General features: G+C 72.7%; 21 protein-coding genes and 1 pseudogene. 9 read left to right on the plus strand and 13 right to left on the minus strand.

The window, feature by feature from the left end; translation table 11 throughout:
- Positions 1 to 51: 51 nt before the first annotated feature.
- On the plus strand, positions 52 to 354 hold the full coding sequence (locus IAG44_RS01660) for an Hsp20/alpha crystallin family protein (protein ID WP_187745345.1): 303 nt from the start codon (positions 52 to 54) through the stop codon (positions 352 to 354).
- A gap of 120 nt (positions 355 to 474) precedes the next feature.
- Here the strand turns inward: IAG44_RS01660 and IAG44_RS01665 are convergent, their stop codons facing one another.
- Positions 475 to 1,107 (minus strand): CBS domain-containing protein, encoded by a 633-nt coding sequence (locus IAG44_RS01665; RefSeq protein ID WP_187745346.1) that lies wholly within the window; start codon positions 1,105 to 1,107, stop codon positions 475 to 477.
- Positions 1,108 to 1,314: 207 nt separating this feature from the next.
- Between IAG44_RS01665 and IAG44_RS01670 the strand changes: the two genes are divergently transcribed.
- The gene (locus tag IAG44_RS01670) at positions 1,315 to 1,488 is read left to right on the plus strand and encodes a hypothetical protein (protein ID WP_187745347.1); all 174 of its coding nucleotides are present in this window, start codon (positions 1,315 to 1,317) and stop codon (positions 1,486 to 1,488) included.
- Positions 1,489 to 1,547: 59 nt separating this feature from the next.
- Here the strand turns inward: IAG44_RS01670 and IAG44_RS01675 are convergent, their stop codons facing one another.
- Genes IAG44_RS01675 through IAG44_RS01680 form a run of 3 tightly spaced genes read right to left on the minus strand, consistent with a single transcriptional unit; the run spans position 1,548 to position 2,851 of the window.
- Positions 1,548 to 1,976 carry a universal stress protein gene (locus IAG44_RS01675; protein WP_187745348.1) on the minus strand — a complete coding sequence of 143 codons (429 nt, stop codon included), beginning with the start codon at positions 1,974 to 1,976 and terminating at the stop codon, positions 1,548 to 1,550.
- Positions 1,973 to 2,095, minus strand: coding sequence for a hypothetical protein (locus IAG44_RS44155; protein WP_281404264.1), 123 nt, complete (start codon positions 2,093 to 2,095; stop codon positions 1,973 to 1,975). Before IAG44_RS44155 ends, IAG44_RS01675 begins: the two co-directional genes overlap by 4 nt.
- Positions 2,096 to 2,143: 48 nt before the next feature.
- Complete coding sequence (locus tag IAG44_RS01680) at positions 2,144 to 2,851, minus strand: CBS domain-containing protein (RefSeq protein ID WP_187745349.1); 708 nt, start codon at positions 2,849 to 2,851, stop codon at positions 2,144 to 2,146.
- 187 nt (positions 2,852 to 3,038) lie between these two features.
- Here IAG44_RS01680 and IAG44_RS01685 point away from each other — a divergent pair, with 187 nt between their 5' ends.
- On the plus strand, positions 3,039 to 3,926 hold the full coding sequence (locus tag IAG44_RS01685; protein WP_187745350.1) for a universal stress protein: 888 nt from the start codon (positions 3,039 to 3,041) through the stop codon (positions 3,924 to 3,926).
- Between the two features lie 416 nt (positions 3,927 to 4,342).
- Here the strand turns inward: IAG44_RS01685 and ppdK are convergent, their stop codons facing one another.
- Together ppdK and IAG44_RS01695 are read right to left on the minus strand one after the other, a co-directional pair.
- The gene (gene ppdK / locus IAG44_RS01690) at positions 4,343 to 6,997 is read right to left on the minus strand and encodes a pyruvate, phosphate dikinase (protein WP_187745351.1); all 2,655 of its coding nucleotides are present in this window, start codon (positions 6,995 to 6,997) and stop codon (positions 4,343 to 4,345) included.
- Between the two features lie 648 nt (positions 6,998 to 7,645).
- Entirely contained in the window at positions 7,646 to 8,899 is a 1,254-nt protein-coding gene (locus tag IAG44_RS01695) for an MFS transporter (RefSeq protein WP_187752446.1), read from the minus strand.
- 246 nt (positions 8,900 to 9,145) lie between these two features.
- Here IAG44_RS01695 and IAG44_RS01700 point away from each other — a divergent pair, with 246 nt between their 5' ends.
- From IAG44_RS01700 to IAG44_RS43135, 5 genes and pseudogenes are all read left to right on the plus strand, one after another.
- Positions 9,146 to 12,811, plus strand: coding sequence for a nitrate reductase subunit alpha (locus IAG44_RS01700; protein WP_187745352.1), 3,666 nt, complete (start codon positions 9,146 to 9,148; stop codon positions 12,809 to 12,811).
- Positions 12,812 to 12,814: 3 nt separating this feature from the next.
- On the plus strand, positions 12,815 to 14,326 hold the full coding sequence (gene narH, locus IAG44_RS01705) for a nitrate reductase subunit beta (protein ID WP_187745353.1): 1,512 nt from the start codon (positions 12,815 to 12,817) through the stop codon (positions 14,324 to 14,326).
- A 25-nt stretch (positions 14,327 to 14,351) separates the two neighbouring features.
- Positions 14,352 to 15,080, plus strand: a complete 729-nt coding sequence (gene narJ / locus IAG44_RS01710) for a nitrate reductase molybdenum cofactor assembly chaperone (RefSeq protein ID WP_187745354.1) — start codon at positions 14,352 to 14,354, stop codon at positions 15,078 to 15,080.
- Positions 15,077 to 15,793: a respiratory nitrate reductase subunit gamma gene (narI, locus tag IAG44_RS01715; RefSeq protein ID WP_187745355.1), complete on the plus strand. Its 717-nt coding sequence runs from the start codon at positions 15,077 to 15,079 to the stop codon at positions 15,791 to 15,793. The genes narJ and narI overlap by 4 nt, the downstream gene beginning before the upstream one ends.
- Positions 15,794 to 15,810: 17 nt before the next feature.
- A pseudogene (locus IAG44_RS43135) lies at positions 15,811 to 16,047 on the plus strand (IS630 family transposase); the annotation flags it as partial.
- Between the two features lie 252 nt (positions 16,048 to 16,299).
- Here IAG44_RS43135 and IAG44_RS01720 read toward each other — a convergent pair.
- Positions 16,300 to 17,160, minus strand: coding sequence for an RNA polymerase sigma factor (locus IAG44_RS01720; protein WP_246561368.1), 861 nt, complete (start codon positions 17,158 to 17,160; stop codon positions 16,300 to 16,302).
- A 160-nt stretch (positions 17,161 to 17,320) separates the two neighbouring features.
- Between IAG44_RS01720 and IAG44_RS01725 the strand changes: the two genes are divergently transcribed.
- Positions 17,321 to 18,091 (plus strand): FadR/GntR family transcriptional regulator, encoded by a 771-nt coding sequence (locus tag IAG44_RS01725; RefSeq protein WP_187745356.1) that lies wholly within the window; start codon positions 17,321 to 17,323, stop codon positions 18,089 to 18,091.
- A 9-nt stretch (positions 18,092 to 18,100) separates the two neighbouring features.
- Here IAG44_RS01725 and IAG44_RS01730 read toward each other — a convergent pair whose 3' ends face one another.
- The 6 genes from IAG44_RS01730 to IAG44_RS01755 form a co-directional block, all read right to left on the minus strand.
- Positions 18,101 to 20,398, minus strand: a complete 2,298-nt coding sequence (locus IAG44_RS01730) for a right-handed parallel beta-helix repeat-containing protein (RefSeq protein WP_246563534.1) — start codon at positions 20,396 to 20,398, stop codon at positions 18,101 to 18,103.
- Between the two features lie 93 nt (positions 20,399 to 20,491).
- Positions 20,492 to 21,364, minus strand: a complete 873-nt coding sequence (locus IAG44_RS01735) for a sugar phosphate isomerase/epimerase family protein (protein ID WP_187745357.1) — start codon at positions 21,362 to 21,364, stop codon at positions 20,492 to 20,494.
- 4 nt (positions 21,365 to 21,368) lie between these two features.
- Positions 21,369 to 22,541, minus strand: coding sequence for a substrate-binding domain-containing protein (locus tag IAG44_RS01740; protein ID WP_187752449.1), 1,173 nt, complete (start codon positions 22,539 to 22,541; stop codon positions 21,369 to 21,371).
- Between the two features lie 22 nt (positions 22,542 to 22,563).
- Positions 22,564 to 23,535: an ABC transporter permease gene (locus tag IAG44_RS01745; RefSeq protein WP_187745358.1), complete on the minus strand. Its 972-nt coding sequence runs from the start codon at positions 23,533 to 23,535 to the stop codon at positions 22,564 to 22,566.
- A 1-nt stretch (position 23,536) separates the two neighbouring features.
- Positions 23,537 to 24,508: an ABC transporter permease gene (locus tag IAG44_RS01750; RefSeq protein WP_187745359.1), complete on the minus strand. Its 972-nt coding sequence runs from the start codon at positions 24,506 to 24,508 to the stop codon at positions 23,537 to 23,539.
- A complete protein-coding gene (locus IAG44_RS01755; protein ID WP_187745360.1) occupies positions 24,505 to 26,016 on the minus strand; it encodes a sugar ABC transporter ATP-binding protein in 1,512 nt (503 codons plus the stop codon). Before IAG44_RS01755 ends, IAG44_RS01750 begins: the two co-directional genes overlap by 4 nt.
- Positions 26,017 to 26,085: the final 69 nt, after the last annotated feature.

The raw sequence follows: 26,085 nt of genomic DNA on the forward strand, positions 1-26,085 counted from the left end.
GAACCCTCTTACGTCACGCTGGAGTTGACGGACAGAGAGAGGAGGAAGCGCATGAGCGGCATGATCGAGCGGTTCCCCGGCCGGCCGGTGCTGCCCGGTCTGCACGGCGTCGCGGGTCTGCACGGCATCCGTGTCGAGGAGCCGCCGGCGGACGGCGTGTACGCCCTGCGCGCCGAGCTTCCGGGCGTCGCCCCCGGCGAGGACGTCGAGATCACCGTCTCCGAGGGCGTGCTGCCCCTGGGGGCGAAGGGCGACGAGGCGACCGCGGCGTACAAGGACGGTGTCCTGACCATCACGGTTCCGGTCCCACAGGAGAAGACGGGCGCCCGGACCATCCAGGTGCGGACCGGCTGACCCGGGGGGGAGCCGCCTCCGCACAGATGCGCGGCCGGTTTCACACCGGCCGCGCATCGCCGTGTCCGGGCCGTGGACAAGGACTCCGCGCACGTCCTCCGTGGGCGTCATCCGTGCACGTCAGGAGGCCGACGGCGGCAGGAGACGGCAGCAGACGTCGACGACGCCCTCGACGGCCCTCGCCCGCCGGCCGGCCGCGCTGACCGTGGCGCTGTCGCCGAGGGTGCCGGTCAGGGTGACGATCCCGTCGGCGACCTCGACACGGATCCCGTCGTCCGCGAGCGTCCGGCGCACCTCTTCGGCGAGGTCCGCGTCGGCGCGCAGGAACACCGTCAGCAGATCGGCGCGGCTGACGACACCTTCGAGCCGTCCCTCGCCGTCGATGACGAACAGTCGCTTGACCTGGCGCCGGGCCATGATCCGCGCGGCCTCGGACAGCGTGGTGCCGGTGTGCACGGTCACGGCCGGGGCGCTCATCAGCTCCCCGGCGGTCAGCGCGCCGGCCTTCGCCAGATCGTCCAGCCGCCGCAGCTGCACGACCCGGTCCGGCACACTGTCCCGGAACTCCTCCTTCGGCAGCAGATCGGCCTCGGAGACGACCCCGACGACCCTGCCGTCGCCCTCCAGGACGGGGGCGGCGGTGACCTGCCACCGCTCCAGCAACGTCACGACGTCCTTGAACAGGGTCTCCCGGCCGACGGCGACGACGGTGCGCGTCATCACGTCGCCCACGGTGTGCGGGGCGGTGTCCATGGGTTCCTCCGGGAACGCGGCCTGTCCTGTGGGTCCAGCATCGGCGCGGGCGCTCACGGGGGACACGGGTCTCGCGGCCCCGAGGGCGGGCCGTTCGGCCCTCGGGGCCGGGGCCGTCTCGCGAGCCGTTCGCCCCATGTACCGCGCTTCGTACGGGAGTTCGCTGAGAGTGAGAGGAAAGGGCCCCGACGAGGAAGGGCGAGGACCGTGCACACGAGTCTCACACCGGAGTTCTGGCAGCACTTCGCGGCCCTGCTGGCCGTGGCGATCGTGGTGACGGTCGTCCTCAGCGCGGCGCTGGACGCACTCGTCGTCCGTCTGCGCCGGCACCCCGCGCGGCGGGCCCCGCACCGCATGCCCCGGACTCCCACACACTGCTGACGCGACGACGGTCCGGGTGCCCTTGCCGCCGCGGCGGGGGCACCCGGACCGTCGTACGTCTACGGATGGGCGGACACCATGACCACCGGCACCCGGGCATGCCGCAGGCACTCCCGGGCGACCGGACCGCCCGCGGGCAGTTCGCCGCACCCGTGCGCGGAGCGCCCCACGGCGAGGAGGACGGCCCCGCGGGCCCGCTCCAGCAGCGCCTGCGCGGGCGCCCCCTCCACCAGAACAGGGCGCACGGCGACGTCGACGCGTTCGCCCAGTGTCTTGACGAGGCTCTCCTCCAGGACACGCGCGGCCTCCGCCCGCTGCTGCGCGGCCGTCGGACGGTCCGCCACCGGGGCGTAGGGCGCGAGACCGGCCGGCTCCCAGGCAAGGACGGCGACCACCCGCGCGTGCAGCAGGCGGGCGTGTCCGGCCGCCCAGCGCAGGGCGGCCAGGGACGCCTCGGAGCCGTCGACGCCCACCACGATGTCGGTCATGTCCGGTGTCCGTGGTGGTTGCCGAAGTCGCCGGAGTCATCGGAGTCGTCGGAGTAGTCGGATTCGAACATCACGCACACGCCCACGAGGATCACTCCGACGAGGATCAGTGCGGCCACGATCGTTCCCCTTTCTGTGTTCCGAGCGTCCCGCGGTCCGCGCGCGGCTCAGAGCTTCCGCAGCCAGTCGTCGGCCACGCCGTGCAGGGCCTGTTCGGCGGGCCGCAGGCGGGTGTCGTCCGTCCGGTAGGTGAGGTGGTCGACGACGTCCACGACACCGTCGAGCCGGCGGGTCATGCCGACCGCGATGGGGATCTCACTGCGCCGCTCCAGCCGTCCGGTGAGGAAGACGACGCCGTCGCGTACCGCGACGTCGATGGTCTGCGGGACCAGCCACAGGGTCTCCAGGAGGACCTCCTGCCGCACGGCGCGCAGGATCTCGGCGTCCGGGCGCAGGAAGACGTGGAGCAGGTCCCGGCGGGTGACGATGCCCGCGAGCCGCATCTCCTCGTCCACGACGGGCAGGCGTTCGACGCCGTGGGCGGCCATGAGCCGGGCGGCCTCGGTGACGGTGGCGTCGGCGCGTACGGTGACGGCGGGCGTCGACATGATGCCGCCGGCGCTGCGTGCCCGGCTCTTCGCCTCGGCGTGCCGGGCGCGGGCGCTGAGGTGGTGGCGCACGCCGGGCCGGCGCGTCTGGTGCGAGATGAGATCGGTCCCGGAGATCACGCCGATCACCTTGCCGTCCTCGTCGACCACCGGAAGGCCGCCGATGCGGTGCTCGTCGAGCAGGCGCACCACCTCTTTGAACGGGGTCCCGTACTCGGCGGTGACCACCCCATGGGTCATGAGGGCGCCGACCTTCATGGGCTTCATGTCCGAGCCTCCTTCGCACTCTGCCCGCGGCCCGTCCTGCCGCGGGCTCCGGTTCCAGGTTCCGTCGTGGGGGTCCGGGTCCGCAGAGGCCGGTCGGTCCCCGTCGAGGCCCGGTGGGCCCTCCCCGCGCCGGTCGCACCGCAGGAGGCTGGGCAGTGGAGAACCGCCCCTGGCCGGAGGTGCCGTGATGAAGGATCAGCCCGTGGTCGTCGGAGTCGACGGATCCGACGCGAGTATGGCCGCCGCGCAGTGGGCGGCCCGCGAGGCGCTGCGGCGTGACCAGCCCCTGCGTCTGGTGCACGCCTGGAACCGGTACACCCGGCAGCGGGACACCGTCCTCTCCAGCGCGGCCCAGCGGCACCTGGCCCGGCGCTCACTGCTGCGGGCCGGGGAGCGGGTGCGCGCCGCGTGCCCCGGGCTGCGGATCCAGGACGACCTGCTGGCGGGTCCCGCGACCGCCGCCCTGGTGCACGAGGCCGACCGGGCGGCGCCGCTGGTGCTGGGCTCGCGCGGGCTGGGCGGGTTCACCGGGCTCCTGGTGGGGTCGGTCGCGCTCGGTGTGGTGGCGAAAGCGACGCGACCGGTCGTCCTGGTGCGCGCGGACGCGGACGCGCCGGACGAGCACGTCCCGGAGACCGACGGCAGCCCCTCGACGTTCACCGGCTACCGGGACGTCGTGCTCGCCCTCGACGTCACCGACTCCTGCGACGAGGTGATCGAGTTCGCCTTCGAGGCGGCCCGGCTGCGCGGCGCACGCCTGCGCGCCGTGTACGCCTGGCAGTCGTCCGGCTCGTTCGGCCTCGGGCCGGGCGACATCGCCCTCACGGAGGTGTCCCGGGCCGAGGAGTGGCTGGGCTGCCTCAGGGCCGTCCTCACGCCGTGGCGCGACAAGTATCCGGACGTGACGGTCCTGGAGACCGTCGTCGAGGACAAGCCGGCCGGCGCCCTGGTCCGCGCCGCGGCCGCCGCGAGCCTCGCCGTCGTCGGCCACCGCCTCACCCACCGCACGGGTCCCGTCACCCACGCGGCGATCCAGCGCGCCGGGTGCCCGGTCGCGGTGGTGCCGCACGGGTGAGCACACGGCCGGGCGCCGGGCCCACCACGGGATACCCGAACCGCGAGATCCCCGTCCCCGGCCTCCGGTCTGCGCACGTGCACGGCGTGCGGCGGTGCGTGGCGTGACGGGGCTGCGCGGAAGGCGAACTCCTGGACGGCGTCGGCGCGCAGGGCGAGTCCGGGCGCGCGGTGCACCGGTTCGGTGGACTCCCCCGGTCCGGGGCACCGCTCGCTGTCCGAGATGTGACGAGACCGGGGCCCCCGCCCTCAGTTCGGGCGGGGGCCCCGGTCTCGTCGTCAGTCAGGGATGCTGTCCCCCGCGTGCGGCAGACGCACGGGCAGTGCCCCGGCGCCGGGCTTTCGTGGCGGCCCGGTCGGCCGCGGCGGGGCTCGCCCGGGAGCCGTCGAGCCCGGCGACGGCGAGGCCGGTCCTGGTCACCTGCTGTCACTCGTGTCCGTGCCCTCCAGCGTCGCGCGGCCCGCTTCGAGGCGGGCGACGGGGACGCGGAAGGGGGAGCAGGAGACGTAAGTGAGGCCGGCCCGGTGGAAGAAGCGGATGGACGCGGGGTCGCCGCCATGTTCGCCGCAGACCCCGGTCTCCAGGCGGGCGTTGGCGAGGCGGCCGAACGTGACGGCGAGTTCGACCAGCCGGCCGACGCCTTCCTCGTCGATCGTCTCGAAGGGCGACGCGGTGAGCACGCCCTTCTCCAGATAGAGAGGGAAGAAGGACGCCTCGGCGTCGTCGCGGGACAGGCCCCAGGCCGTCTGGGTGAGGTCGTTGGTGCCGAAGGAGAAGAAGTCGGCCGTCTCCGCCAGTTGTCCGGCGATGAGCGCGGCGCGCGGCAGTTCGATCATCGTGCCGATGGGCAGGTCCATGGGCAGGCCGGTCTCGGCGGAGACCTCGGCGAGGACGCGCGCGGTCTCGGCGCAGGCCAGCCGCAGTTCCTCGGCGGTGCCGACGAGCGGGACCATGATCTCGGCGCGCGGCCGGCCCCCGTCGCGCAGCCGCCGGGCGACGGCCTCGGCGACGGCCCGTACCTGCATGGCCATCAGACCCGGTACGGCCAGGCCCAGGCGCACCCCGCGCAGTCCGAGCATCGGGTTCTGCTCGTGCAGGCGTTCGACGGCGTCGAGGAGTTCCCGGTCACGGACGTCCGGGTGCTTCGCGGTCGCCAGACGGACGGCGAGCGCGGTGCGGTCGGGCAGGAACTCGTGCAGCGGCGGGTCAAGCAGCCGGATCGTCACCGGCAGGCCGTCCATGGCCTTGAGGATGCCGGTGAAGTCGGCGCGCTGGAGCGGCAGCAGGGCGGCCAGGGCGCGTTCGCGGGCGGTGTCGTCGCGGGCGAGGATCATCGCCTCGACGAGGGAGCGGCGCTCCCCGAGGAACATGTGCTCGGTACGGCACAGCCCGATGCCCTGGGCGCCCAGCGCGCGGGCGCGGGCCGCGTCCTCGGGGGTGTCGGCGTTGGCGCGCACCTCGAGCCGGCGCACGGAGTCGGCGTGCGCGAGGGCACCCAGGACCGCCTCGGTGAGCGGTCCGGTCGCCGTGCCGGTCTCCAGGGCGCGGGTGACGTCGGAGGCGGTGAGCGGGAGCGCGCCGAGGTGGACAGTGCCCGCGGTGCCGTCGACGGAGAGAGTGTCGCCCTCGCGGACGACGGTCCCGTCGGCGGTGGTCAGGAGGCGGGCGTCCGGGTCGACGGTGACGGACTCGGCGCCGCACACGCAGACCTTGCCCATGCCTCGGGCGACGACGGCGGCGTGGCTGGTCTTGCCGCCGCGGCTGGTCAGGACGGCCTCGGCGGCGATCATGCCGGGCAGGTCGTCGGGGACGGTCTCGCGGCGGACCAGGACGGTGCGCTCGCCGGCGGCGGCCCGGCGGACGGCCTCGGCGGAGTCGAAGACGGCGACCCCGACGGCGGCGCCCGGCGAGGCGGGCAGACCGTGGGCGAGGGGTGCGGCGCCGGGGCGGGTCGCGAAGCGGGGGAACATCAGCCGGGTCAGTTCGGTCCCGTCCACCCGGGCCAGCGCCTCGTCGGCGCTGATCGTCCGCTCCTCCCGCAGGTCGTGGGCGATGCGGAAGGCGGCCTCGGCGGTGCGTTTGCCGATCCTGGTCTGGAGGATCCACAGCCGGCCGCGCTCGACGGTGAACTCGACGTCGCACAGGTCCCGGTAGTGGTCCTCCAGCGTCTCCAGGTGGCCGGCGAGTTCGGTGTGGGCGCGGGGGACGTGGGTCTTCAGCTCGGCGAGCGGGACCGCGTCCCGGACCCCCGCGACGACGTCCTCGCCCTGTGCGTCGGGCAGGTAGTCGCCGTACAGGCCACGTTCGCCGGTCGCGGGGTCGCGGGTGAAGGCGACGCCGGTGCCGGAGTCGGGTCCGAGGTTGCCGTAGACCATCGCCTGGACGTTGACGGCGGTGCCGAGGTCGTCGGCGATGTGTTCGCGGTGCCGGTAGACGCGGGCGCGCTCGCCGTTCCAGGAGTCGAAGACCGCGCGGATCGCCCGGACCAGTTGCTCGCCGGGGTCCTGCGGGAACTCCTCGCCCGTCTCCTTGCGGATGATGTCCTTGAACTCCTCGACGAGCGCGACGAGTTCGGCCGCGTCCAGCTCGCGTCCCGTCATGGCCGCCTCGAACAGGCCGCCGTCCACCCCCATCACGGTGTGGCCGAACATCTGCACCAGCCGCCGGTAGGAGTCCCAGGCGAAGCGTTCCCGGCCGGACGCCTTGGCCAGCGCGGTGACCGACACGTCGTTGAGGCCGATGTCCAGGACGGTGTCCATCATCCCGGGCATCGAGAACCGGGCGCCGGAGCGCACGGACACCAGCAGCGGGTCCTCGGCGTCACCGAGGGTGCGTCCCGTGGCCCGCTCCAGTCCGGCCAGGGCACGGGCCACCTCGACACCGAGCCCGTCCGGCTCCTGCCCGGTGGCCAGATAGGCGGTGCACGCCTCGGTGGTGACGGTGAACCCGGGCGGGACGGGCAGTCCGAGCCGCGTCATCTCCGCGAGCCCTGCGCCCTTCCCGCCCAGGAGAGCGGCCATGGTCCGGTCGCCCTCGGCGAACGTGTGGACGTACGTGGTCGGCTTGTCCATCGGGGTCGTGCCGCCTCTCGATGCCGGGTGCCTTCACGGGACGAGCGCGGACGCCGGTTCTGACACCGGCCCGCTCGCTCCACCAGCGTCACGTCGCCCGGCCCCGTGCGACAGGGGCCGCCCGGGACGCGCCCGAGGCCGATCGGCCCCGGTCCGGCGTCCGTCCGCCGGAGCGGAGAAATCCCTCGGGCCGTACCCGCGCGGCTCCCGGCGGAAGCATCGACAGCCGCGTTCGCGGAACGCCGAGAGTTCGGATGCCGCCGGGCGCCAGGTGTGGACGGCGCGCGGCCGGGCTGCCCCGAACGGGGATCGCTCGTCCTCGAGGGGAATCGGGTCGTCCGGCGGCCGCGGCTGTTCCTCGACCGCGTCGGTGATCGTCCACGGGTCCCGTTCGATCGCCCCGAGCGCGGCGTCGATCAGGTCGGGGCCGTGCGGGTGGCCGTCGCCGAAGTCGAATCCGATCAGCGAGCATGGTGATCTCGGCGACGCCCTTCGGGCAGCGCGTCGGGCTTCTCCTCCGTGCCGGGCTCGAAGACCCGCAGCGCGGTCGCACCGGCGTGACGAAGAGCCGCATGGCCGGTCGTGGCGTACCTCTGCGGAAACTCGTGTGTCCTGCCGCCGGCCGAACGTCCGTGCCCTGTACGGCCGTCAGGACGGGACCCGGGCGGACGCCGGGCCACGGCTTCCCAGCGCGGACCGCACCCCGGTCCCGGTGAAGACCAGCGCCCCCGTGGCGACCGCGCCGAGCAGGAGCAGTCCGACGGCGTACGACCCGTACACCCCGTAGAGCCCGCCCATCACGAGCGGCGGCACGAACCCGCCGAGGCCGCCGGCGGCGCCGACGACGCCGGTGACCGAGCCGACCTTGTCGGCGGGAGCCAGGAGGGCGACGAGGGCGAAGACCGCCCCGCTGCCCGCGCCGAGGGCCCCGGCCATGGTGAGGAAGGCGGCGGTGCCGACCGGCGCGAGGTCTGGGGTGAGGGACTGGACGCACGCCCCGACAAGGACGGCGCCGAGGGCGGTCGCGAGGACGCGGACCGGTCCGACGCGGTCGGAGAGCCAGCCGCCGACCGGCCGCATCGCCACCGCGAGCAGCACGAACCCGGCCATCCGGTCGGCGGCGTCGGCCTGGGTGAGGCCGTAGCCGTTCTTGAGGTAGGTGGGCAGGTAGACGGAGAAGGCGACGTATCCGCCGAAGGCCACGGCGTACAGGGCGGCGGCCTGCCAGGTCACCGGGAGGCGGAGGGTGTCGGCCAGCCGGTGGGAAAGGCGCTGCGTCACGGCGGTGCGGCCGGGCGCGTCACGCAGGACGAGCGCGGCGAGGGCGGCGTAGGCGACGAGACCGGCCGCCGTGATCAGGAAGGGGCTCGCCGTGCCGTGCGCGTCGACCAGTTTCACCGTGCTCAGCGCGCTGATCGCGGTGCCGCCCATGCCCATGCCGAAGACGCCGATGGCGAGCCCTCGCCGTTCGGGCGGGAACCAGGCGGTCACGAACGGCACCCCGACGGCGAACGCGGTGCCGCCGATGCCGAGGAAGAAGCCGCCGGCCAGCAGCGCGGCGAGCGAGGTGTCCCCGGCCGACCCGAGGTACAGCACCGGCGGGACCGTGGCCGCCGACACCACGGGGAACATCACGCGCCCGCCGAACCGGTCGGTGAGCGCCCCGACGGGGATCCTCCCCAGCGAGCCGACCACGACGGGGACGGCGACCAGCAGCGACTGCTGGAAGGAGCTGAGGTGCAGGGTGTCCTTGAAGCGGGGGCCGAGCGGGCTGAGCAGCGCCCAGGCCCAGAAGTTGACGGCGAAGCCGAGCGTGGCCAGGGCCAGCATCAGCCACGCCCGGCGGGGGACGGAAGCGACGTCCGCCGGTGTCTCGCTCTGTTTCCTCGACGGCTGGGGCATGGCCATCCGTTCCTCTCCACGGGTGCCGGCGACGGTGGTGCCGGTGACTCTGATGCAGGCGACGCTGATGCCGGTGAACGGCACACCACTCTCGGTCCAGGGGCGCGACGGGCGAAGGAGGCCGACAAGCCCTCGTCCGGGGCCCGGTGGTCCTTGATCACCGCCCGTGCGGGGGGCTGTCCGGGCCTGCCGCAGGGCCGTTCGGCCCACGGTGGCCCGGCCCGCGCCCCGCCTAGCGTTCCGGCCATGGCGAACGACAGAAGGACACCCGGCGCCGGAAAGTGGCCGCTCGCGGCGCGGCGGCTGCTGACCCGGCGTGAGGTGTCGGCCGACGGCCACGCGGTGTTCGGCACGGCCGACGCCCGCTGGGAGGGCTTCTACCGCGACCGCTGGGCGCACGACAGGGTGGTGCGTTCCACGCACGGCGTGAACTGCACGGGCTCCTGCTCGTGGATGGTGTACGTCAAGGACGGCATCATCACCTGGGAGCACCAGGCCACCGACTACCCGTCCATCGGCGCGGACTGCCCCGAGTACGAGCCGCGGGGCTGCCCGCGGGGCGCCTCGTTCTCCTGGTACACCTACTCCCCCAGCCGGGTCAGGTACCCGTACGTGCGGGGCGAGTTGCTGACGCTGTGGCGCGAGGCCCGGCGCCGGCTCGGCGACCCGGTGGCGGCCTGGGCGGAGATCACCGGTGACCCGGCGAAGGCCCGCGCCTACAAGCGGGCGCGCGGCAAGGGCGGGCTGGTGCGGGCGAGCTGGGAGGAGGTGACCGAACTGGTCGCCGCCGCCCACGTGCACACCGTCAAGGCGTACGGCCCGGACCGGGTCGCGGGGTTCTCGCCGATCCCGGCGATGTCGATGGCGTCGTTCGCGGCCGGTGCCCGTTTCCTGTCGCTGATCGGCGGGACGCTGCTGTCGTTCTACGACTGGTACGCGGACCTGCCGATCGCCTCGCCGCAGGTCTTCGGCGACCAGACGGACGTCCCCGAGGCCGCGGACTGGTGGAACGCGGGTTACCTGATCATGTGGGGCTCCAACATCCCCGTCACCCGCACGCCCGACGCGCACTTCCTGACCGAGACGCGCTACAACGGCACGAAGGTCGTGGCGGTCAGCCCCGACTACGCCGACAACGTCAAGCACGCCGACGAGTGGCTGGCACCGCACCCGGGGACGGACGGCGCGCTGGCCATGGCGATGGGCCACGTGATCCTGCGGGAGTTCCTGGTCGACCGTGACGTGCCGTATTTCCGCGACTACTTGAGCAGGTTCACCGACGCGCCGTTCCTGGTGACCTTGCGCGAGCACGATCTGGGGCTCGTCCCCGGCGGGTTCCTGACCGCCGCCGATCTCGGCAGCGACGAGGAGCACGCCCGGTTCAAGACGGTCCTCCTCGACGGGGCCACCGGTGATCCGGTGATCCCCGGCGGCTCGCTCGGCTTCCGGTGGGGAGAAGCCGGGCGAGGCCGCTGGAACCTCGATCTGGGCGGCGTGGTACCGGAGTTGAGCCTGCTCGACCGGGCGGAGGGGGCGGCCGAGGTGGTGCTGCCGCGCTTCGACGAGGGCGCGACCGAGGGCGGTTCGACGATGGTGCGGGGCGTGCCGGTCCGCAGGGTCGGCGGGCACCTGGTGACGACCGTGTTCGACCTGATGCTGGCCCAGTACGGGGTGGGCCGTCCGGGGCTGCCGGGACGCTGGCCGTCGTCGTACGAGGACGCGGGCCAGCCGTACACCCCGGCCTGGCAGGAGACGGTCACCTCGGTGCCGGCCGCGCAGGCCGCCCGGATCGCGCGGGAGTTCGCGCGCAACGCCGAGCGCACCGAGGGGCGTTCGATGATCGCGCTGGGTGCCGGGACCAACCACTGGTTCCACTCCGACACCATCTACCGGGCGTTCCTCGCACTGGTGACGATGACCGGCTGCCAGGGCGTGAACGGCGGCGGGTGGGCGCACTACGTCGGCCAGGAGAAGATCCGTCCGCTCACCGGACTCCAGCATCTGGCGTTCGCCTTCGACTGGCAGCGGCCCACCCGGCACATGGCGGGTACGTCGTACTGGTACCTGAACACCGATCAGTGGCGCTACGAGGCGTTCGGGCCGGACGAGCTGGCGTCCCCGCTGGGCACCGGTCGCTTCGCCGGCCGGGCCACCGCCGACTGCCTGGCACAGGCGGTCCGGCTGGGCTGGACGCCCGGCCATCCCGGGTTCGACCGCAACCCGCTGGACCTGGCGGACGAGGCGGCGGCTCGGGGGCGCACACCCGCGGACCACGTCGTCGGTGAACTCACCTCGGGGCGGCTGAAGTTCGCCGTCGAGGACCCCGACGACCCGGCCGTCTTCCCGCGGGTGCTGACGGTGTGGCGGGCGAACCTGCTGGGCTCCTCCGGCAAGGGCAACGAGTACTTCCTGCGCCACCTCCTCGGCACGGACGCGGCCGTCCGCTCGGCCGAGACCCCGCCGGAGGGCCGCCCGCGGGAGGTGGTGTGGCGGGAGGAGGCGCCCGAGGGCAAGCTCGACCTGCTGGTCACGATGGACTTCCGGATGACGTCGACCGGGCTGCTGGCCGACGTCGTCCTGCCGGCCGCGACGTGGTACGAGAAGGACGACCTGTCCAGCACGGACATGCACCCCTTCGTGCACGCCTTCACCCCGGCCATCGCCCCGCCCTGGCAGGCCCGCACCGACCACGACACGTTCCTGGCGCTCGCCGACCGCTTCAGCGAGCTGGCCGCCGAGCACCTGGGCACCCGGACCGACGTCGTCGCCGTCCCCCTCCTGCACGACACCCCGGACGAACTCGCCCAGCCCGGCGGGGTGGTGCGGGACTGGAAGCTCGGCGAGTGCGCGCCGGTCCCCGGCCGGACCATGCCGAAGCTGGTCACGATCGAGCGCGACTATGCGGCCGTCGCCCGGAAGATGCGTGCCCTCGGCCCGCTCCTGGGCACCCTCGGCACCACGACGAAGGGCGTCACCGTCCACCCGGACCGGGAGATCGAGGAGCTGGGACGACGCAACGGCACCCTCGACGGCCGCCCCTCGCTGGCCACCGCGTCCCACCTGTGCGAGGCGATCCTCGCCCTGTCCGGCACCACCAACGGCCGCCTGGCGACCGAGGGTTTCCGCCGGCTCCAGGAACGGACCGGCAGCGAGGGCCTGGTGGGGCTGGCCGCCGAACGGGAGGCCGAGCGCATCACCTTCGCCGACACCCGCACCCAGCCCCGCGCGGTCATGACGTCGTACGAGTGGTCCGGCAGCGAGACCGGGGGCCGCCGCTACTCCCCGTTCGTCATCAACACCGAGCACCTGAAGCCCTGGCACACCCTCACCGGCCGCCAGCACTTCTTCGTCCAGCACGACTGGATCGCCGAACTCGGCGAGCAACTGCCCGTCTACCGGCCGCCGTTGAACGCCCGAAGGCACTACGGCGACGACGAACTCGGCGGTGACCGCGCGGAGGTGACGGTCCGTTACCTCACCCCGCACTCCAAGTGGTCCATCCACTCGGCGTACCAGGACAACGCCCACATGCTCGCCCTCTCCCGGGGCGGCCCGGTGATCTGGATGTCCACGGCCGACGCGTCGAAGATCGGCGTCAGGGACAACGAGTGGATCGAGGCGTACAACCGCAACGGCGTCGTCGTCGCCCGCGCGGTGGTCACCCACCGGATGCCCGAGGGCACGGTGTACATGTACCACGCCAAGGACCGCACGGTGAACGTCCCGAGGTCCGAGCTCAGCGGGAAGCGGGGCGGCATCCACAACTCGCTGACGAGGCTGCTGGTCAAACCCACCCATCTCGCGGGCGGCTGTGCCCAGTTGACGTACGCCTTCAACTACTACGGCCCGACCGGCAACCAGCGCGACGAGGTCACCGTGATCCGCCGCCGTTCACAGGACGTGGAGTACTGACCCATGCGCGTGCTGGCCCAGGTGGCGATGGTGATGAACCTCGACAAGTGCATCGGCTGCCACACGTGTTCGGTGACCTGCAAGCAGACGTGGACCAACCGGCCCGGCGTCGAGTACGCCTGGTTCAACAACGTCGAGACGAAACCCGGCGTCGGCTACCCGCGCCGCTACGAGGACCAGGAGCACTGGAAGGGCGGCTGGGCCCTCGACGGGCGGGGCCGGCTGGTCCTGCGTTCGGGCGGCCGGGCCAGACGCCTGCTGTCGTTGTTCGCCAATCCCGACCTGCCGTCCGTCGAGGACTACTACGAGCCCGTCACCTACGACTACGACCACCTCGTCAGCGCCCCCGCCGGTCCCGATCTCCCGGTGGCCCGGCCCCGCTCGCTCCTGACCGGCAGGCCGGCCGCCGTCACCTGGGGCGCCAACTGGGAGGACGGGCTGGGCGGGGCGCCGGAGCACGCGGGCGACGACCCGAACCTCAGCGGGAGCTGGGCGGAGAAGGTGCGGTTCGAGTTCGAGCAGACCTTCCTCTTCCATCTGCCCCGCCTGTGCGAGCACTGCCTCAACCCGGCCTGCGTGGCGGCCTGTCCGTCCGGGGCGCTGTACAAGCGGGTCGAGGACGGCATCGTCCTCGTCGACCAGGACCGCTGCCGGGGCTGGCGGATGTGTGTGACGGCGTGCCCGTACAAGAAGGTGTACGTCAACCACGCCACCGGCAAGGCCGAGAAGTGCACGTTCTGCTTCCCGCGCGTCGAGGCGGGCCGACCCACCGTGTGTTCGGAGACCTGCGTGGGGCGGCTGCGCTACCTCGGCCTGCTCCTGTACGACGCCGACCGCGTCGCGGGGGCCGCGGCCACCCCGGACGCGCGGGATCTGCTGGAGGCGCAGCGGGACGTCTTCCTCGACCCCCGTGACCCCGAAGTCGCCGCCGCCGCGCGGGAGTCGGGCATCCCGGAGGACTGGCTGGACGCCGCCCGCCGCTCCCCTGTCCACGACCTCGTCGTCCGGCACCGGATCGCTCTGCCGCTGCACCCGGAGTACCGCACCCTGCCCATGGTCTGGTACGTGCCCCCGCTCTCCCCGGTGCTGGACGCCGTCACCGGCGCGGGCGGGGACCAGGACGACCCCGATCACGTCTTCGCGGCCGTCACCCGGCTGCGCATCCCGCTGGAGTACCTGGCCGAGCTGTTCACCGCCGGGGACACGGACGTCGTCGCCGGGGTGCTGATGAAACTGACGGCGCTGCGCTCGTACATGCGCCGGCGCGCGCTGGGCGAGCCGGGGGACGACGCCGCGCTGAAGGCCGTCCGTCTCACGCCCGGGGACGCCGAGGAGCTGCACCGGCTGCTCGCGGTCGCCAAGTACGCCGACCGGTACGTGGTTCCGGCGGCGCACAGGGAGGACGCGGCGGCGCTGGGCGCGCTGGAGAACCGCTGCCCGGTCGAGTCGCCCGCGGGCCGCCGGGTGCCGCTGGGCATGCCCACGCTGCGCCGGAGCGGCGGAGGCCGTCCGTGAACCCCGCCGTCTTTGGAGGCCGTCCGTGAGTCCGCTGCCCTCGTCCCTGCCCGCCATGGTCCGCACCCGGGTGCGGGCCGCCGTGCTCCGTCCGTCCCGGCTCACGCCGGAGGAGGCCGAGGCGCGGGCCCTGCTGCTGCGGCTGTGCTCCCTGCTGCTCCAGTATCCGGACCGTGAACTCGTCGCGGGGCGCGCCGAGTTGGCGAACGCCGTGGCAGCGCTGCCGCGTTCGCGCGCCGCCGGTGAACTGGCCGTCTTTCTCGCCTGGTTCGCTGGGCAGGAGGGCGAGGCGCTGGAGCGGCACTACGTCGAGATGTTCGACCTGCGGCGCAGGAGCGGTCTCCACCTCACGTACTACCTGCACGGCGACACCCGCCGCCGGGGCATGGCGCTGCTGACGCTCAGCCGGCGTTACCGCGCGGCCGGCTGGGACGTCGGTGGCGGGGAGCTGCCCGATCATCTGCCGGTGGTGCTGGAGTTCGCGGCGCTGGCGGGTCCGGGCGGCGGGGAGGCTCCGCTGCGTCAGCACCGGCGTGGCCTGGAGCTGATCCGGTGTGCGCTGGCGGAGGCCGGCTCGCCCTACCGGCACGTGCTGGCCGCGCTGTGCGGTCTGCTGCCGCCGCCCACGCGGGCCGACCTGGCCGCCGTCGCACGGCTCGCCGCCGACGGGCCGCCCGCCGAGGAGGTGGGCCTCACCCCGTACGGGTACGGCGAGTTCGCGCCCCCGCCCGCCTGCCAGGAGGACTCCCGGTGAACGTCTCGGCCGGTGACCTGCTGCTGTGGGTCGCCTTCCCCTACGTCTGTCTCGCCGTGTTCGCGGCCGGGCACGTCTGGCGCTGGCGCCACGACCAGTTCGGCTGGACCAGCCACACCAGTCAGCTCCTCGAACACCGCTGGCTGCGCTGGGGCAGCCCGCTGTTCCACCTCGGCGCGTTCCTGGTGATCGCCGGGCACGTGGTGGGGCTCGCGGTGCCCGGCGCGTGGACCGAGGCGGCGGGGATCAGCGAGCACGCGTACCACACCGGGGCCGTCTGGCTGGGGTCGGGCGCGGGGCTCGCGATGGTCACCGGGCTGGGCCTGCTGTGCGCCCGCCGGGTCCTGGCCCGGCGGATCCGGCTCACCACGGACCGCGCCGACAAGGTCCTCTTCCCGCTGCTGGCCGCGACCGTCCTGCTGGGGATCGCCGCCACCGCCGCGCACAACGTCTTCGGCCCCGGCTACGACTACCGCGCCGGCGTCTCCCCCTGGTTCCGGGGCCTGTTCGCCCTGCGCCCCCGGCCTCAGGACATGGCCGACGCTCCTCTCCTGTTCCGGCTCCACGCGCTGAGCGCCTGCCTGCTGTTCGCCGTCTGGCCGTTCACCCGGCTCGTGCACGTCTGGAGCGCGCCCGTCGGCTATCTCACCCGGCCCTACCTGGTCTACCGCGGCCGGGCTGTCCGACGGGAGCTTCGCCACCCGGTTCGGTAGTTGCCGGCAGGTGAGCACCGAGGCCGCCACCACCACGGCACGGCTCAGCCACCAAGTCAGCCGGGTTCGCGGACGCTCTCAGCGTCGCTTCTCCAACGCCGCTCCGGCCCGCCACAAGCACGGTGAACGCTCACGCCTGATCCACCGGCCCACGCGGCATCTCGGTCTGGATCACCTGCTGCTTCCCGCCGGCCTACGCACCCGACCTCCACCCCGTCGAGGGCATCCGGTCCCTACTGCGGCGCAGCAGCCAGACCGGGGGCAGAGCCTCGCCGACCTCCGGCGTCGACCCGCGCCCGAGTATCTGGCCTCCGAGTCGAATACTCGCTACGGCAGGGACAGAGGAAGACCGAAGAGCTTCGAACCGGACGCGGTCATCGCGCAGGCGCCCGCCACCACCAGACCGGTTTCTGCCGGCAGGGACCAGCATGCATGCGCGGTGGGTCTCTCCGCATTGCCGGTGGCCGCGCCTTGTCCGCACCGGCCCCCCTCAGCAGGAACACGATCTACAGCTGGGGTACCAGCCGTTGGAGGGGTACCAGTTCGCCGGCCGCTCGGACGCAGTCCGCGCAGGAGCGGGTGTGGCGGGTGATGCGTTTGCGCCAGAGGGTGCTGGGGACGCCGTCCCAGCCGCACAGTGCGGCGGTCAGCCGGGAGCAGCGGGGGCTGGCTTCCAGGGCGGCGACGAGGGATCGGCTCGACTCCAGTTGGTTGCGCATCCGTTGGAGGCGCACGCCGGCGTGGGCCACGCTCGTTCCCAGTTCGGCGGCGAGTTTCGCCCGGGTCAGCCGGCCGGTGGTCTCCAGCCACCACAGGGAGAGGAGCGCGCGGGCGTCGGGGTCGAGCCAGCGGCTGGCGCGTACGGTCTTGCGGCGGTGGCCGGACAGTTCGACGTGGATGAGGGCCAGGTTCTCGGCGTCGGCGTCCGGCGAGTCGGTCAGCCTGTCGAGGGGGGCCGTTCGTTCGGCGTCCGCCCGGCGCCGGTGCAGGTGGGTGCTGATCTGCCGGGTCGCGATCGTGACCAGCCAGGGCCGGAAGCACTCCGGTGCGCGCAGCGTGCGCAGTTCGGGCAGCGCCCGCAGCATCGTCTCCTGCACCACGTCATCGACGTCCGCGAGTTCACCCAACGCCCTGCGCACGATCGCGTACACCAACGGCAGGTACGTCGCGGCCAGTTCGTCGAGCGCACGTGGATCGCCGTCCTGCGCGGCGACGACCAGACTCGTCTCGTCGACTCGGCGGCCGGCCGGGAGCGGGCCGAGGATCGCCCGGTCGCGCCGGGGGTGCGCGCGTAACTCCCCGGTGCCGTCGGTGGAGCGGCTGCCGTTCGCGAGGGTGCGGGCCCCGCGGTGGACAACTGTCTTCATTGCTGTCCCGCTCTCCTGAGGTGGCCGGCTGTGCGGCGTGGGAGGTTGAGGAGGAACGCAACTCGTATGACGTATGTAACTCGTATGACGTATGACGTCAACCGGATGGCGTACAGTGGACGGGCGTCCGTGGTGCGCCACTTGAACCCGGGGGGTGTCCATGACGGCAGCACCGCGGTCATCCGCAGAGGCGGTCGAAGCCCCCGCCTGGAGTCGGCGCCCGGCGAATCTCGCCGCAGCGGTCACGGCTGAGCTGGTGGAGCGGATCGTCCGTGGGGTCCATCCGTCCGGTTCGCCGCTTCCTCCTGAGCCCGTGCTGTGCAAGACCTTCTCGGTCAGCCGGACCGTGGTGCGTGAGGCGGTGAAGATCCTTCAGGAGAAGGGGCTGGTGCAGGTCCGTCAGGGCGCCGGCACGATGGTCACGCCGCCGGCGATGTGGAACATGCTCGACGAACTGGTCCTCGGCGCGACGATCGCCGAGGACGAGAGCCTGGCCGTCCTCGATCACCTCGTGGCGACCCGCCGCGCGCTGGAGTCCGACATGGCCAACGTCGCCGCCCGCCTGGCGGACGCCGAGGCGCTGGAGCGGCTGCGCGCGCTGGTGGAGCGGATGGACGAACTCGTCGACGACCCCGCCGCGTACCAGGAGGAGGACCGGGCGTTCCACGACACGGTGATGCAGGCGTCGGGGAACCGGATCGGCCGTGGCGTGGTCCGTGCGCTGGAGCGTCAGGTCGTCGACTCCGCCCGGTACACGGGACTGACCGGCCGCGCCTTCTGTGTCGCGTCCAATCAGGGCCATCGGCGCATCTACGAGCGGATCGCCGCGCACGATCCCCGGGGCGCGTCCGAGGCGATGTTCACCCACATCACGCAGGCGTGGGTGGTGCGCCGCAGCGGGCCGGGTGAGCCGACCCTGCTGCGGCGTTAGAGGCGGCTGTTACCTCATCGTCCACTGCTGGTTGGTGCCGCCGTGGCAGGACCAGAGCTGGATCCGGGTGCCGTTGGCGGTGCCGCTACCGCTCGCGTCGAGGCAGAGTCCGGACTGGACGCCGGTGATGGTGCCGCCGGCGCTGACGTTCCACTGCTGGTTGGTCTGGCCGTTGCAGTCCCAGATGATGACGGCGGTGCCGTTGGCAGTGCCGCCGCCGCTCGCGTCGAGGCACTTGTTGCCGGGGAGGGTCAGTTGTTTGCCGGCGGTGTGGGTCCAGGTCTGGCCGGTCGCGCCGGTGCAGTCCCACAGCTGGGTCTGGGTGCCGTTGGTGGTACTGGAGCCCGGGACGGTCAGGCAGCGGCCGGACTGCGTGCCCACGATCTGCCGGGCCGGCTGCGGGGTGGTGTCCCGCGGTCCGGCGGACGCCATCACGTCCTGGGCGCCGGCCGGCCAGTTGCCGCCTGTGACCGTGACGTTGCCGGAGACGACGTTGCCGCGGTCCCCGTTGGTCACGTTCGTGCTGCCGTTGGTCGACCAGTTGTCGGTGAGCGTCCAGTTCCCCATGTTCTCGCCGCCCCAGTAGTTGGCCGTCGCCCACGTCCCGGTGTTGGAGAACACGTTGTTGGTGACCTTGTAGTACTTGGAGCCCTCGTCGAAGTAGATCCCGAAGTAGCCGTTGGTGCGCAGGCAGTGGTTCCGGCTGATCTGCGCGTTCGGGTTCCAGCCGAGCGTGTAGATGCAGCCGCCGTCGTTCATCTGCTGCATGACGTCGTGGATGTAGTTGCCGATGAGCCGGTTGCCTGACGCGGTGGTCGGTGTCGTGTAGCGCGGCTGGTAGTTGTAGAGGCCGCGGTTCGCGTAGTGGTCGCTGCCGCCGGCGTCGTTGGAGCCCCAGCCGTAGCCGATCGACATGCCGGAGTACGGCATGTTGTAGACCTCGTTGTGGGACACGTTCGTGCCCGTGACGTAGGTGGTCAGGACGGAGACGATGCCCCGGTAGTCCGCGCCGAGGTCGTGGATGCGGTTGTCGCTGATGGTGATGTCCTTGTTGACCATGCGCGGGTCGCCGGGGTGGTGGGCGTCGGCGCGCACGCCGCCCACGAGGATGCCGCCGGCGGAGCTGCGGGCGATCTCCGACCGCGTCACCGTGATGTTGCCGGCGCCCAGTCCGACGCCGCTGGCGTGCGCGTTGGCGTCGTTGCCGATGCCGATGGCCGTCTGGCCGAGGTTGACGAACCGGGAGTCGCTGAAGGTGATGGTGTTGGCGGCGGAGATCTGCACGGCGGCCGGCATCTGCTGCCAGTGCGGCCGGGCGGCCTCGAACTGGGCGCAGCCGTTGTGGCAGGCGTCGAAGCCGGGCCAGTTCCAGTTGCCGGCGAGGTAGGCGCCGGTCTGCTGGTCCACGTAGCCCTGGTTGCTGCTGGGGCCGAGCCAGCTCGTGCCGGTGAAGGTGATCCCGCTGAAGGTGATGTGGTGGGCGGGTTCGCTGTAGGTGCCGCCGAGGTTGACCAGCGATTGCAGCGTGGGGAGTTCCACGCCGGCGGTGTTCATGTTCTGTCCGGCGAGGGGGATGTAGTAGAGGGTTCTGGTCGTGGGGTTGAGGTACCACTCGCCGGGCGAGTCGAGGAATTCGTACGCGTTGGACAGGTAGAACGGGCCGGCCCGGTGGGGCTTCATGAGGGTGTCGTAGCCGAAGTTGTTGTTGTTCCACGCCGGCTGCCGCATCGTCAGGAAGTTCCCGCTGATGCTCTGCACCGGCGAGTACCGGTCGGTGAAGGAGTTGACGCCCTCCACCTCGATCCGGCTCTGGTTCGCCAGGTTGTTGAGGTAGCTCAGCGCTCCGCTGGTGAACCTCAGCCCGGAGCCGGAGGCGGTGAAGTCCGCCCTGTTGACCTGGGTGCGGGCCCGGGTGGCGACGGCGCCGTCGACGTAGAGCTGTCGGGTGTCGAGACCGGCGGGCACCTCGGCCTTCCAGATGTTCTTGCCGGTGTCGGCCACCGACCAGCCGGTGACCGCGCGGGCGCCGGTGATCACCGGGCGCGCGGACGGGGCGGCCTGCCACACGACCGTGTGGCCGTTGGAGCCGGAGTCCTCCGCCGTCAGCCGTAACGGCTGGGCCAGTCGGTACACGCCGTCGGCCAGCCGCACCACGATGTCGTCGGACATGGCGTCGTTGAGCGAGCGCACCGCCGCCTGCGCGGCCGTCAGGGAGCACGGCTGCGTGCTGGAGCAGTCGGTGCCGGTGCCGGTCGGTGCGGCGTACAGGGTGAGGGGGGCCGCGGAGGCGGGCGTGGGGAGCGCCACCACGGCGGTCGCGGCCAGGCCGGCGGCGGCGACCGTGGTCAGCAGCCGCCTGCGTGCCGTGAATATCGCGAGTGGGGTGAACACGTTTTCTCCTTAGGACGGTTCCGGCGGCAGACCGCGCAGGACGGTGCGCAGGTGGGTCAGCCCGTCACGGGCGAGGGTGTCCTGCGTCGGGGCGAGCGGACGCCAGATCGAGGCGGCGGTGGCGATGGCCTCGTTCTGCGCGGTGAACGACTCGATGCACACGGCGCCGTCGTAGCCGGTCGCGGCCAGGCCGGTGAGGAAGCGTGGCCAGTCGAAGTGGTCGGCGCCCGGTGCGCCGCGGTCGGTGCCGCTGGCCTGGACGTGCTTGATGTGCGGGCCGGCCGTGACGAGCGCCGCGTAGGGGTCGGCCTCCTCGATGTTCATGTGGTAGGTGTCGATCATGAGGCCGACGTTCGCGGGCAGGCCGTCGATCAACTCCACCGCCTGTTCGAGGGTGTTGACGACGCTCGTCTCGTAGCGGTTGAGGGCTTCCACGCCGATGCCGACGCCCCGCTCCCCCGCGTGGTCGGCCACCGGCCGCAGGGCGCGGCGGACGTCCGCGTAGCAGGTCGCGCGCTCCGTCGGGGACATGCGCCAGGTGCGTCCCACCGCCGCGTAGACGGGGCCGCCGACGACGGGCGCGCCGACGGCCGCCGCGCCGTCCACGCACGCTTTCAGGTACTCCGCGGTGGCGGCGACGGTTTCCGGCGGCGCGTTCACGAGGTCGCGTCCGGGTGAGGTGACCGCGCAGACGCCGGCCGCGCGCAGGCCGTGCGCGGCCAGGAGGTCCCGGGTGCGGGCCGGGTCCCAGTCGCCGGGGTGTTCGATCGGCAGCTCGACGGCGTCGAACCCGAACGCGGCGATCCTGGGGACGAGTTCGGCGAGGGCCGCGTCGTCGACCGGCGAGGCCCAGACCCATGGGTTGACGCCGATGGGGTACACCGGGCTACTTCCAGCGCTTCGGGTAGTCGGGCAGGTCGGTGCAGCCGCACATCGCGTAGTGCAGCGGCGGCATGGTGGGGTCGACGTACTCGTCGAGGTTGTCCTGGGTGATGACCGGCTGGGGCAGCTTCCAGGGGTTGGGCACCGGCTGGCCGTCGAGGATCTTCAGGGCGGCGATGACCGGGGTGCGCCACTGGTAGGTGGGGTAGGTCGGGGCGATCGCCGTGAGTTTCTTGTCCTTCCACAGTTTCAGGAAGTCGAGCTGGTCCTCGCCGTTGATCGGCGGCACGGGTTTGCCGGCGTCCACGAACGCCTCGACCGCCGCGGCCGCGACCGCCCCGGCGTCCATCCAGACGCCGTCGATCGTGCCGTAGCGCTGGATGTAGTCGTTCACGATCTTCTTCGTCCTGGCGGGGTCGCCGTCGGTGAACTCGACGCCGACGACGTCGACGCCCGCCTTGTCGAAGGCGATCTTCGCGGCGGACCAGCGGGTCTCCAGGACGTCGACGCCGGGCAGGATGCGCAGGGCGAGGACCTTGCCGCCCGGTTTCGTCTGCTGGGTGACGAACTCGGCGGCGACGTGGCCGAATCCGTAGCCGCCGATGGGGTTGATGAACGTCACCGGGCAGGTCGTGTCGACGCCGCGGTCGAAGACGACGACCGGCAGGCCCTTCCGGCAGGCGGCCTCGACGGCCGGGGTGAGGGTCGCGGTGGTGTTGGGCGAGACGATGAGCGCGTGGCAGCCCTTGCCGAGGAGGTCGTTGATGTCGGCGATCTGTTTCTGGTCCTTGCCTTCGGCGTCGATGTGGACGAACTCGGAGATCCGGTCGCGGTGCGTGTCGACCTCGGCCTGCATGGTTGTGAAGCCGACCTGGCGCCAGGGGTTGTTGAGCCCGGCGTTGGAGAAGCAGATCTTGTAGGGGCCGGGCTTCTTGTACTTCGCGGTGTCCACCGTCGCCGGGTCGAGCGCCTGTTCCCAGGGCTTGCCGGCGGGCCCGGTGGGCGTGGTGTCCAGGAGTGTGAGCTGTTTGTCGTAGTCGGCCTGTACGAAGAACTTGGACTGTTTCCCGGTGCCCGCTCCGGTGCTCGCGGCGGGCGAGCCCGAGGTGCCGGCGGTGGGGTCGTCGGTGGAGCAGCCGGCCAGGACCAGCAGGATGCTCACGGCCGTCACCGTCATGGAATGTCTCACTGGATCCCCTTCATCCGGACGGGAGTCGGAAGGACGCCGCTGCCACGGCGAGCAGGATGATCGCGCCCTGGACGGTCGGTTCGAGGGCGCCGGAGACGCCGTAGAAGTTCATGAGCGTGAACAGCGTCTCCAGGGTCAGCGCGCCCAGCATGGCGCCGACGACGGACCCGCGGCCCCCGCCCAGCGCGACGCCGCCGAGGACGGCCGCGGTGATCGCGCCGAACTCCAGTCCGGCGCCGGCCTGGAACGACACGCCGCTGTAGCCGCCGATGAGGATCGCCGCGAGGGTGGCGGCGAGGGCGCTGAGGACGAACGCCAGGGTCTTGGCGCGCCCCACGCGCACGCCGCTCAGCTCGGCGGTGCGCGGGTTGCCGCCGACGGCGGTCAGGGTGCGGCCGAAGTCCGAACGCGTCAGCAGCAGCGCGAGAGCGGCCACCGCGAGGAGGACGAGCAGGGCGTACGGGACGCGTTCCAGGACGGGTACGTTCTCGATGCCCGACCGGCCGATCCGGCGGAACTCCTCGGAGAGGCTGCCCTTCGGGGCGCCGTCGGACCACAGGTAGACGGCGCCGACGAGGATCAGGAACATCCCGAGGGTCGTGATGAACGACGGCACCCCGAGCCGTGTGGTGACGAGGCCGTTGACGAGGCCGACGGCGACGCCGAACGCGAACAGGAGGAGGGCGACGGGCCAGCCGGCCGACGGATCACCGTCGATCAGCCGGGCGGCGACCACCACTTGCGCGGTGACCAGGGAGCCGACGGACAGGTCGAGTTCGCCGGAGACGATCACGAAGTACTGGCCGGCGGCGAGCAGCACGATCGGCGCGGAGCGGCCGAGGAACGCCATCAGCGACGGCGGTGAGAGGAAGTCGGGCTGGCGGGCGGTCAGCAGGATCAGCAGCACCACCAGGATCGCGACGATCGGCGCGAGCGAGCCGGAGCGCAGGTCGAGGCGGTGCAGGGCGCGCGCGGTCCGCATGCTAGGTCGCCTTCCGCAGCGTCCGGCGGGCGTGGACGGCGACCGCCGCGATGATGACGACGCCGCGGATGACCTGCTTGAAGAACACGTCGACCTCCAGCTGGTTGAAGACCGCGTCGATGCTCGCGAGCAGCAGGACGCCGCCGACCGTGCCGATGACGCCGCCTCTCCCGCCGGCCAGGGCGGTGCCGCCGAGCACGACGGCGGCGATCGACTCCAGGTCGTACAGGCCCTCGGTGCCGACCCTCGGCGCGCCGGCGCCGAGCCGGCCGGCGAGGTAGATCCCGGCGAGGCCGGCGCACAGGGCGCACAGCACGTGGGCGGTGACGAGGACCCGGTGGCCCCGGACGCCGGACAGCCGGGCGACCTCCGGGTCGCCGCCGACGGCGATCAGGTGGTGGCCGAAGCGGGTGCGGGCCAGCACGAACCAGGCGGCGGCGGTGACGCCGAGCAGCAGCAGGAACGACACCGGCACCGGGCCGACGCGCTGGTATCCGAGGCCCTTCACCAGGGCGGGCGCGGTCTTGCCGGCCGGGCCGTCGTACCCGTTGTCGAGGTATCCCTTCAGCAGGAGTCCGACGCCGACGGTCGCGATGAAGGGGTTGATCCGTGCGACGGTGACGAGCAGGCCGTTGACGAGGCCGATCGCGGCGCTGACGGCGAGCGTCAGGGCGATCGCCGGCAGCAGCGCGCCGTCGTCACCGGCCATGGTCTCGGCGGCGACGAGGGTGCTGAGGCTGACCACGTACGCCACGGACAGGTCCAGCGAGCCCCCGAGGACGACCAGGGTCTGGCCGACGGCGACGAGGCCGAGGCCGGTGGCGACGTGCAGCAGGCTGACGGTCGTCGGCTGGCTGAACAGCCGTCCGCCGTCGAGGGTGACGGCGAGCCAGCCGATCGCCAGGGTGAGGGCCAGGGCGACGAACACGCCGGGCGGGGTCCAGCGGGCCGGCGGGGACAGCGCGCCGCTCATCCGGCCGTCTCCCGCACGGTGCCGACCGCCAGGCGGACGACGTCCTCCTCCGTCGCCCCGGCGGGCAGTTCGCCGGCGATGCGGCCGTCGCGCATGACGATGATCCGGTCGCTCATGCCGAGCAGTTCGGGCAGTTCGGACGAGACCATCAGGACGGCGGCGCCGTCGCGGGCGAGCCGGCGGACGAGGTCGTGGATCGCCGACTTGGCGCCGACGTCGATGCCCCGGGTCGGTTCGTCGAAGAGCAGGATGCGCGGGGCGAGCGCGAGCCATCGGGCCAGCACGACCTTCTGCTGGTTGCCGCCGGACAGGAAGCGGATCTCCTGGTCCTCGCCCGCGGCGCGCAGGTCGACGGCGGCCAGCAGTTCGCGGATCCGCGTGGTGCGGGCGCCGCGTCCGGTGCGGGCCGGGTGGAGTGCGCGGCCGGCCAGGAGCGCGTTGTCGAGGACGGACTGCCCGGCGACGATGCCCTCGCCCTTGCGGTCCTCGGAGACGTAGGCGATGCCGGCCCGCATCGCGGCGCGGGGCGAGCGCGGCCGGAGCGGCGTTCCGTCGACGGTGACCCGGCCGGTGGTGAAGGGTGCGGCGCCGAACAGGGCGCGGGCGAGCGCGGAGCGGCCGGAGCCCTGGAGGCCGCCGACGCCGAGCACCTGGCCGGCGTGCAGCTTCAGGTCGATGCCGTGCAGTTTCCGGTTGCCGCCGCCCTGGACGGTCAGCCGGACCGGGCCCCGTTCCTCGGGCCGCGCCAAGGCGGGGTAGTAGGTCGGCAGTTCGCGGCCGACCATGTGGCGTACGAGCTGGTCGGCGTTGGTGTCGGCGGTGTCCAGGGTGGCGACGGCCCGGCCGTCCTTGAGGACGGTGATCCGGCTGGACAGGTCGAAGACCTCCTTGAGGCGGTGCGAGACGTACAGCACGCCCATGCCCTGGTCCCGCAGCCGCCGCACCAGCGCGTAGAGCTGGTCGACCTCGTGGTCGGCGAGGGCGGCGGTGGGTTCGTCCAGGATGAGCAGCCGCGCGTCGAGGGCGAGCGCCTTGACGATCTCGACGACCTGTTGCTGGGCCACGCCGAGCCGTCCCACGCGGGTGCCAGGCGGCAGGGAGCCCTCCCCGACCGAGGCGAGGAGTCCGGCGGTGCGGCTGAGCATCGCCGCGCGGTCGACGAGTCCCCGGCGCAGGGGTTCGCGGCCCAGCCAGACGTTCTGCGCGACGGTGCGTTCGGGCAGCAGGGTCAACTCCTGGTGGACGATGCCGATTCCGGCCTGCCGGGCCTCGCGCGGACCACGGAACGTCCTGGGCGCGCCGGCGAACTCGACCGTTCCCTCGTCGGGCCGGTGGACGCCGGACGCGACCTTCATGAGCGTGGACTTGCCGGCGCCGTTCTCGCCGACGACGGCGTGCACCTCGCCCGGCCGGACCTGGAGGTCGACGCCGTCGAGCACCCGTACGCCGAGGAACGACTTGCCGATGCCGCGCAGGGCGAGCAGCGGCGGCGGGAGCGGGCCAGACATCGTGGAAGCCCCTCCATTCGCGGAATCGTGTCGAATACTTAAATGCCTCGGTGAACTCCTGGCAATACC

The organism is Streptomyces roseirectus (assembly GCF_014489635.1).
Taxonomy (GTDB): domain Bacteria; phylum Actinomycetota; class Actinomycetes; order Streptomycetales; family Streptomycetaceae; genus Streptomyces; species Streptomyces roseirectus.

Bases quoted from the DNA above. Each gene is read 5' to 3' on its own strand.
- IAG44_RS01660 (WP_187745345.1), top strand. From the start codon at position 52: ATGAGCGGCATGATCGAGCGGTTCCCCGGCCGGCCGGTGCTGCCCGGT.
- IAG44_RS01665 (WP_187745346.1), bottom strand. From the start codon at position 1,107: ATGGACACCGCCCCGCACACCGTGGGCGACGTGATGACGCGCACCGTC.
- IAG44_RS01675 (WP_187745348.1), bottom strand. From the start codon at position 1,976: ATGACCGACATCGTGGTGGGCGTCGACGGCTCCGAGGCGTCCCTGGCC.
- IAG44_RS01680 (WP_187745349.1), bottom strand. From the start codon at position 2,851: ATGAAGCCCATGAAGGTCGGCGCCCTCATGACCCATGGGGTGGTCACC.
- IAG44_RS01685 (WP_187745350.1), top strand. From the start codon at position 3,039: ATGAAGGATCAGCCCGTGGTCGTCGGAGTCGACGGATCCGACGCGAGT.
- ppdK (WP_187745351.1), bottom strand. From the start codon at position 6,997: ATGGACAAGCCGACCACGTACGTCCACACGTTCGCCGAGGGCGACCGG.
- IAG44_RS01695 (WP_187752446.1), bottom strand. From the start codon at position 8,899: ATGCCCCAGCCGTCGAGGAAACAGAGCGAGACACCGGCGGACGTCGCT.
- IAG44_RS01700 (WP_187745352.1), top strand. From the start codon at position 9,146: ATGGCGAACGACAGAAGGACACCCGGCGCCGGAAAGTGGCCGCTCGCG.
- narH (WP_187745353.1), top strand. From the start codon at position 12,815: ATGCGCGTGCTGGCCCAGGTGGCGATGGTGATGAACCTCGACAAGTGC.
- IAG44_RS01720 (WP_246561368.1), bottom strand. From the start codon at position 17,160: ATGAAGACAGTTGTCCACCGCGGGGCCCGCACCCTCGCGAACGGCAGC.
- IAG44_RS01725 (WP_187745356.1), top strand. From the start codon at position 17,321: ATGACGGCAGCACCGCGGTCATCCGCAGAGGCGGTCGAAGCCCCCGCC.
- IAG44_RS01740 (WP_187752449.1), bottom strand. From the start codon at position 22,541: ATGACGGTGACGGCCGTGAGCATCCTGCTGGTCCTGGCCGGCTGCTCC.
- IAG44_RS01745 (WP_187745358.1), bottom strand. From the start codon at position 23,535: ATGCGGACCGCGCGCGCCCTGCACCGCCTCGACCTGCGCTCCGGCTCG.
- IAG44_RS01750 (WP_187745359.1), bottom strand. From the start codon at position 24,508: ATGAGCGGCGCGCTGTCCCCGCCGGCCCGCTGGACCCCGCCCGGCGTG.
- IAG44_RS01755 (WP_187745360.1), bottom strand. From the start codon at position 26,016: ATGTCTGGCCCGCTCCCGCCGCCGCTGCTCGCCCTGCGCGGCATCGGC.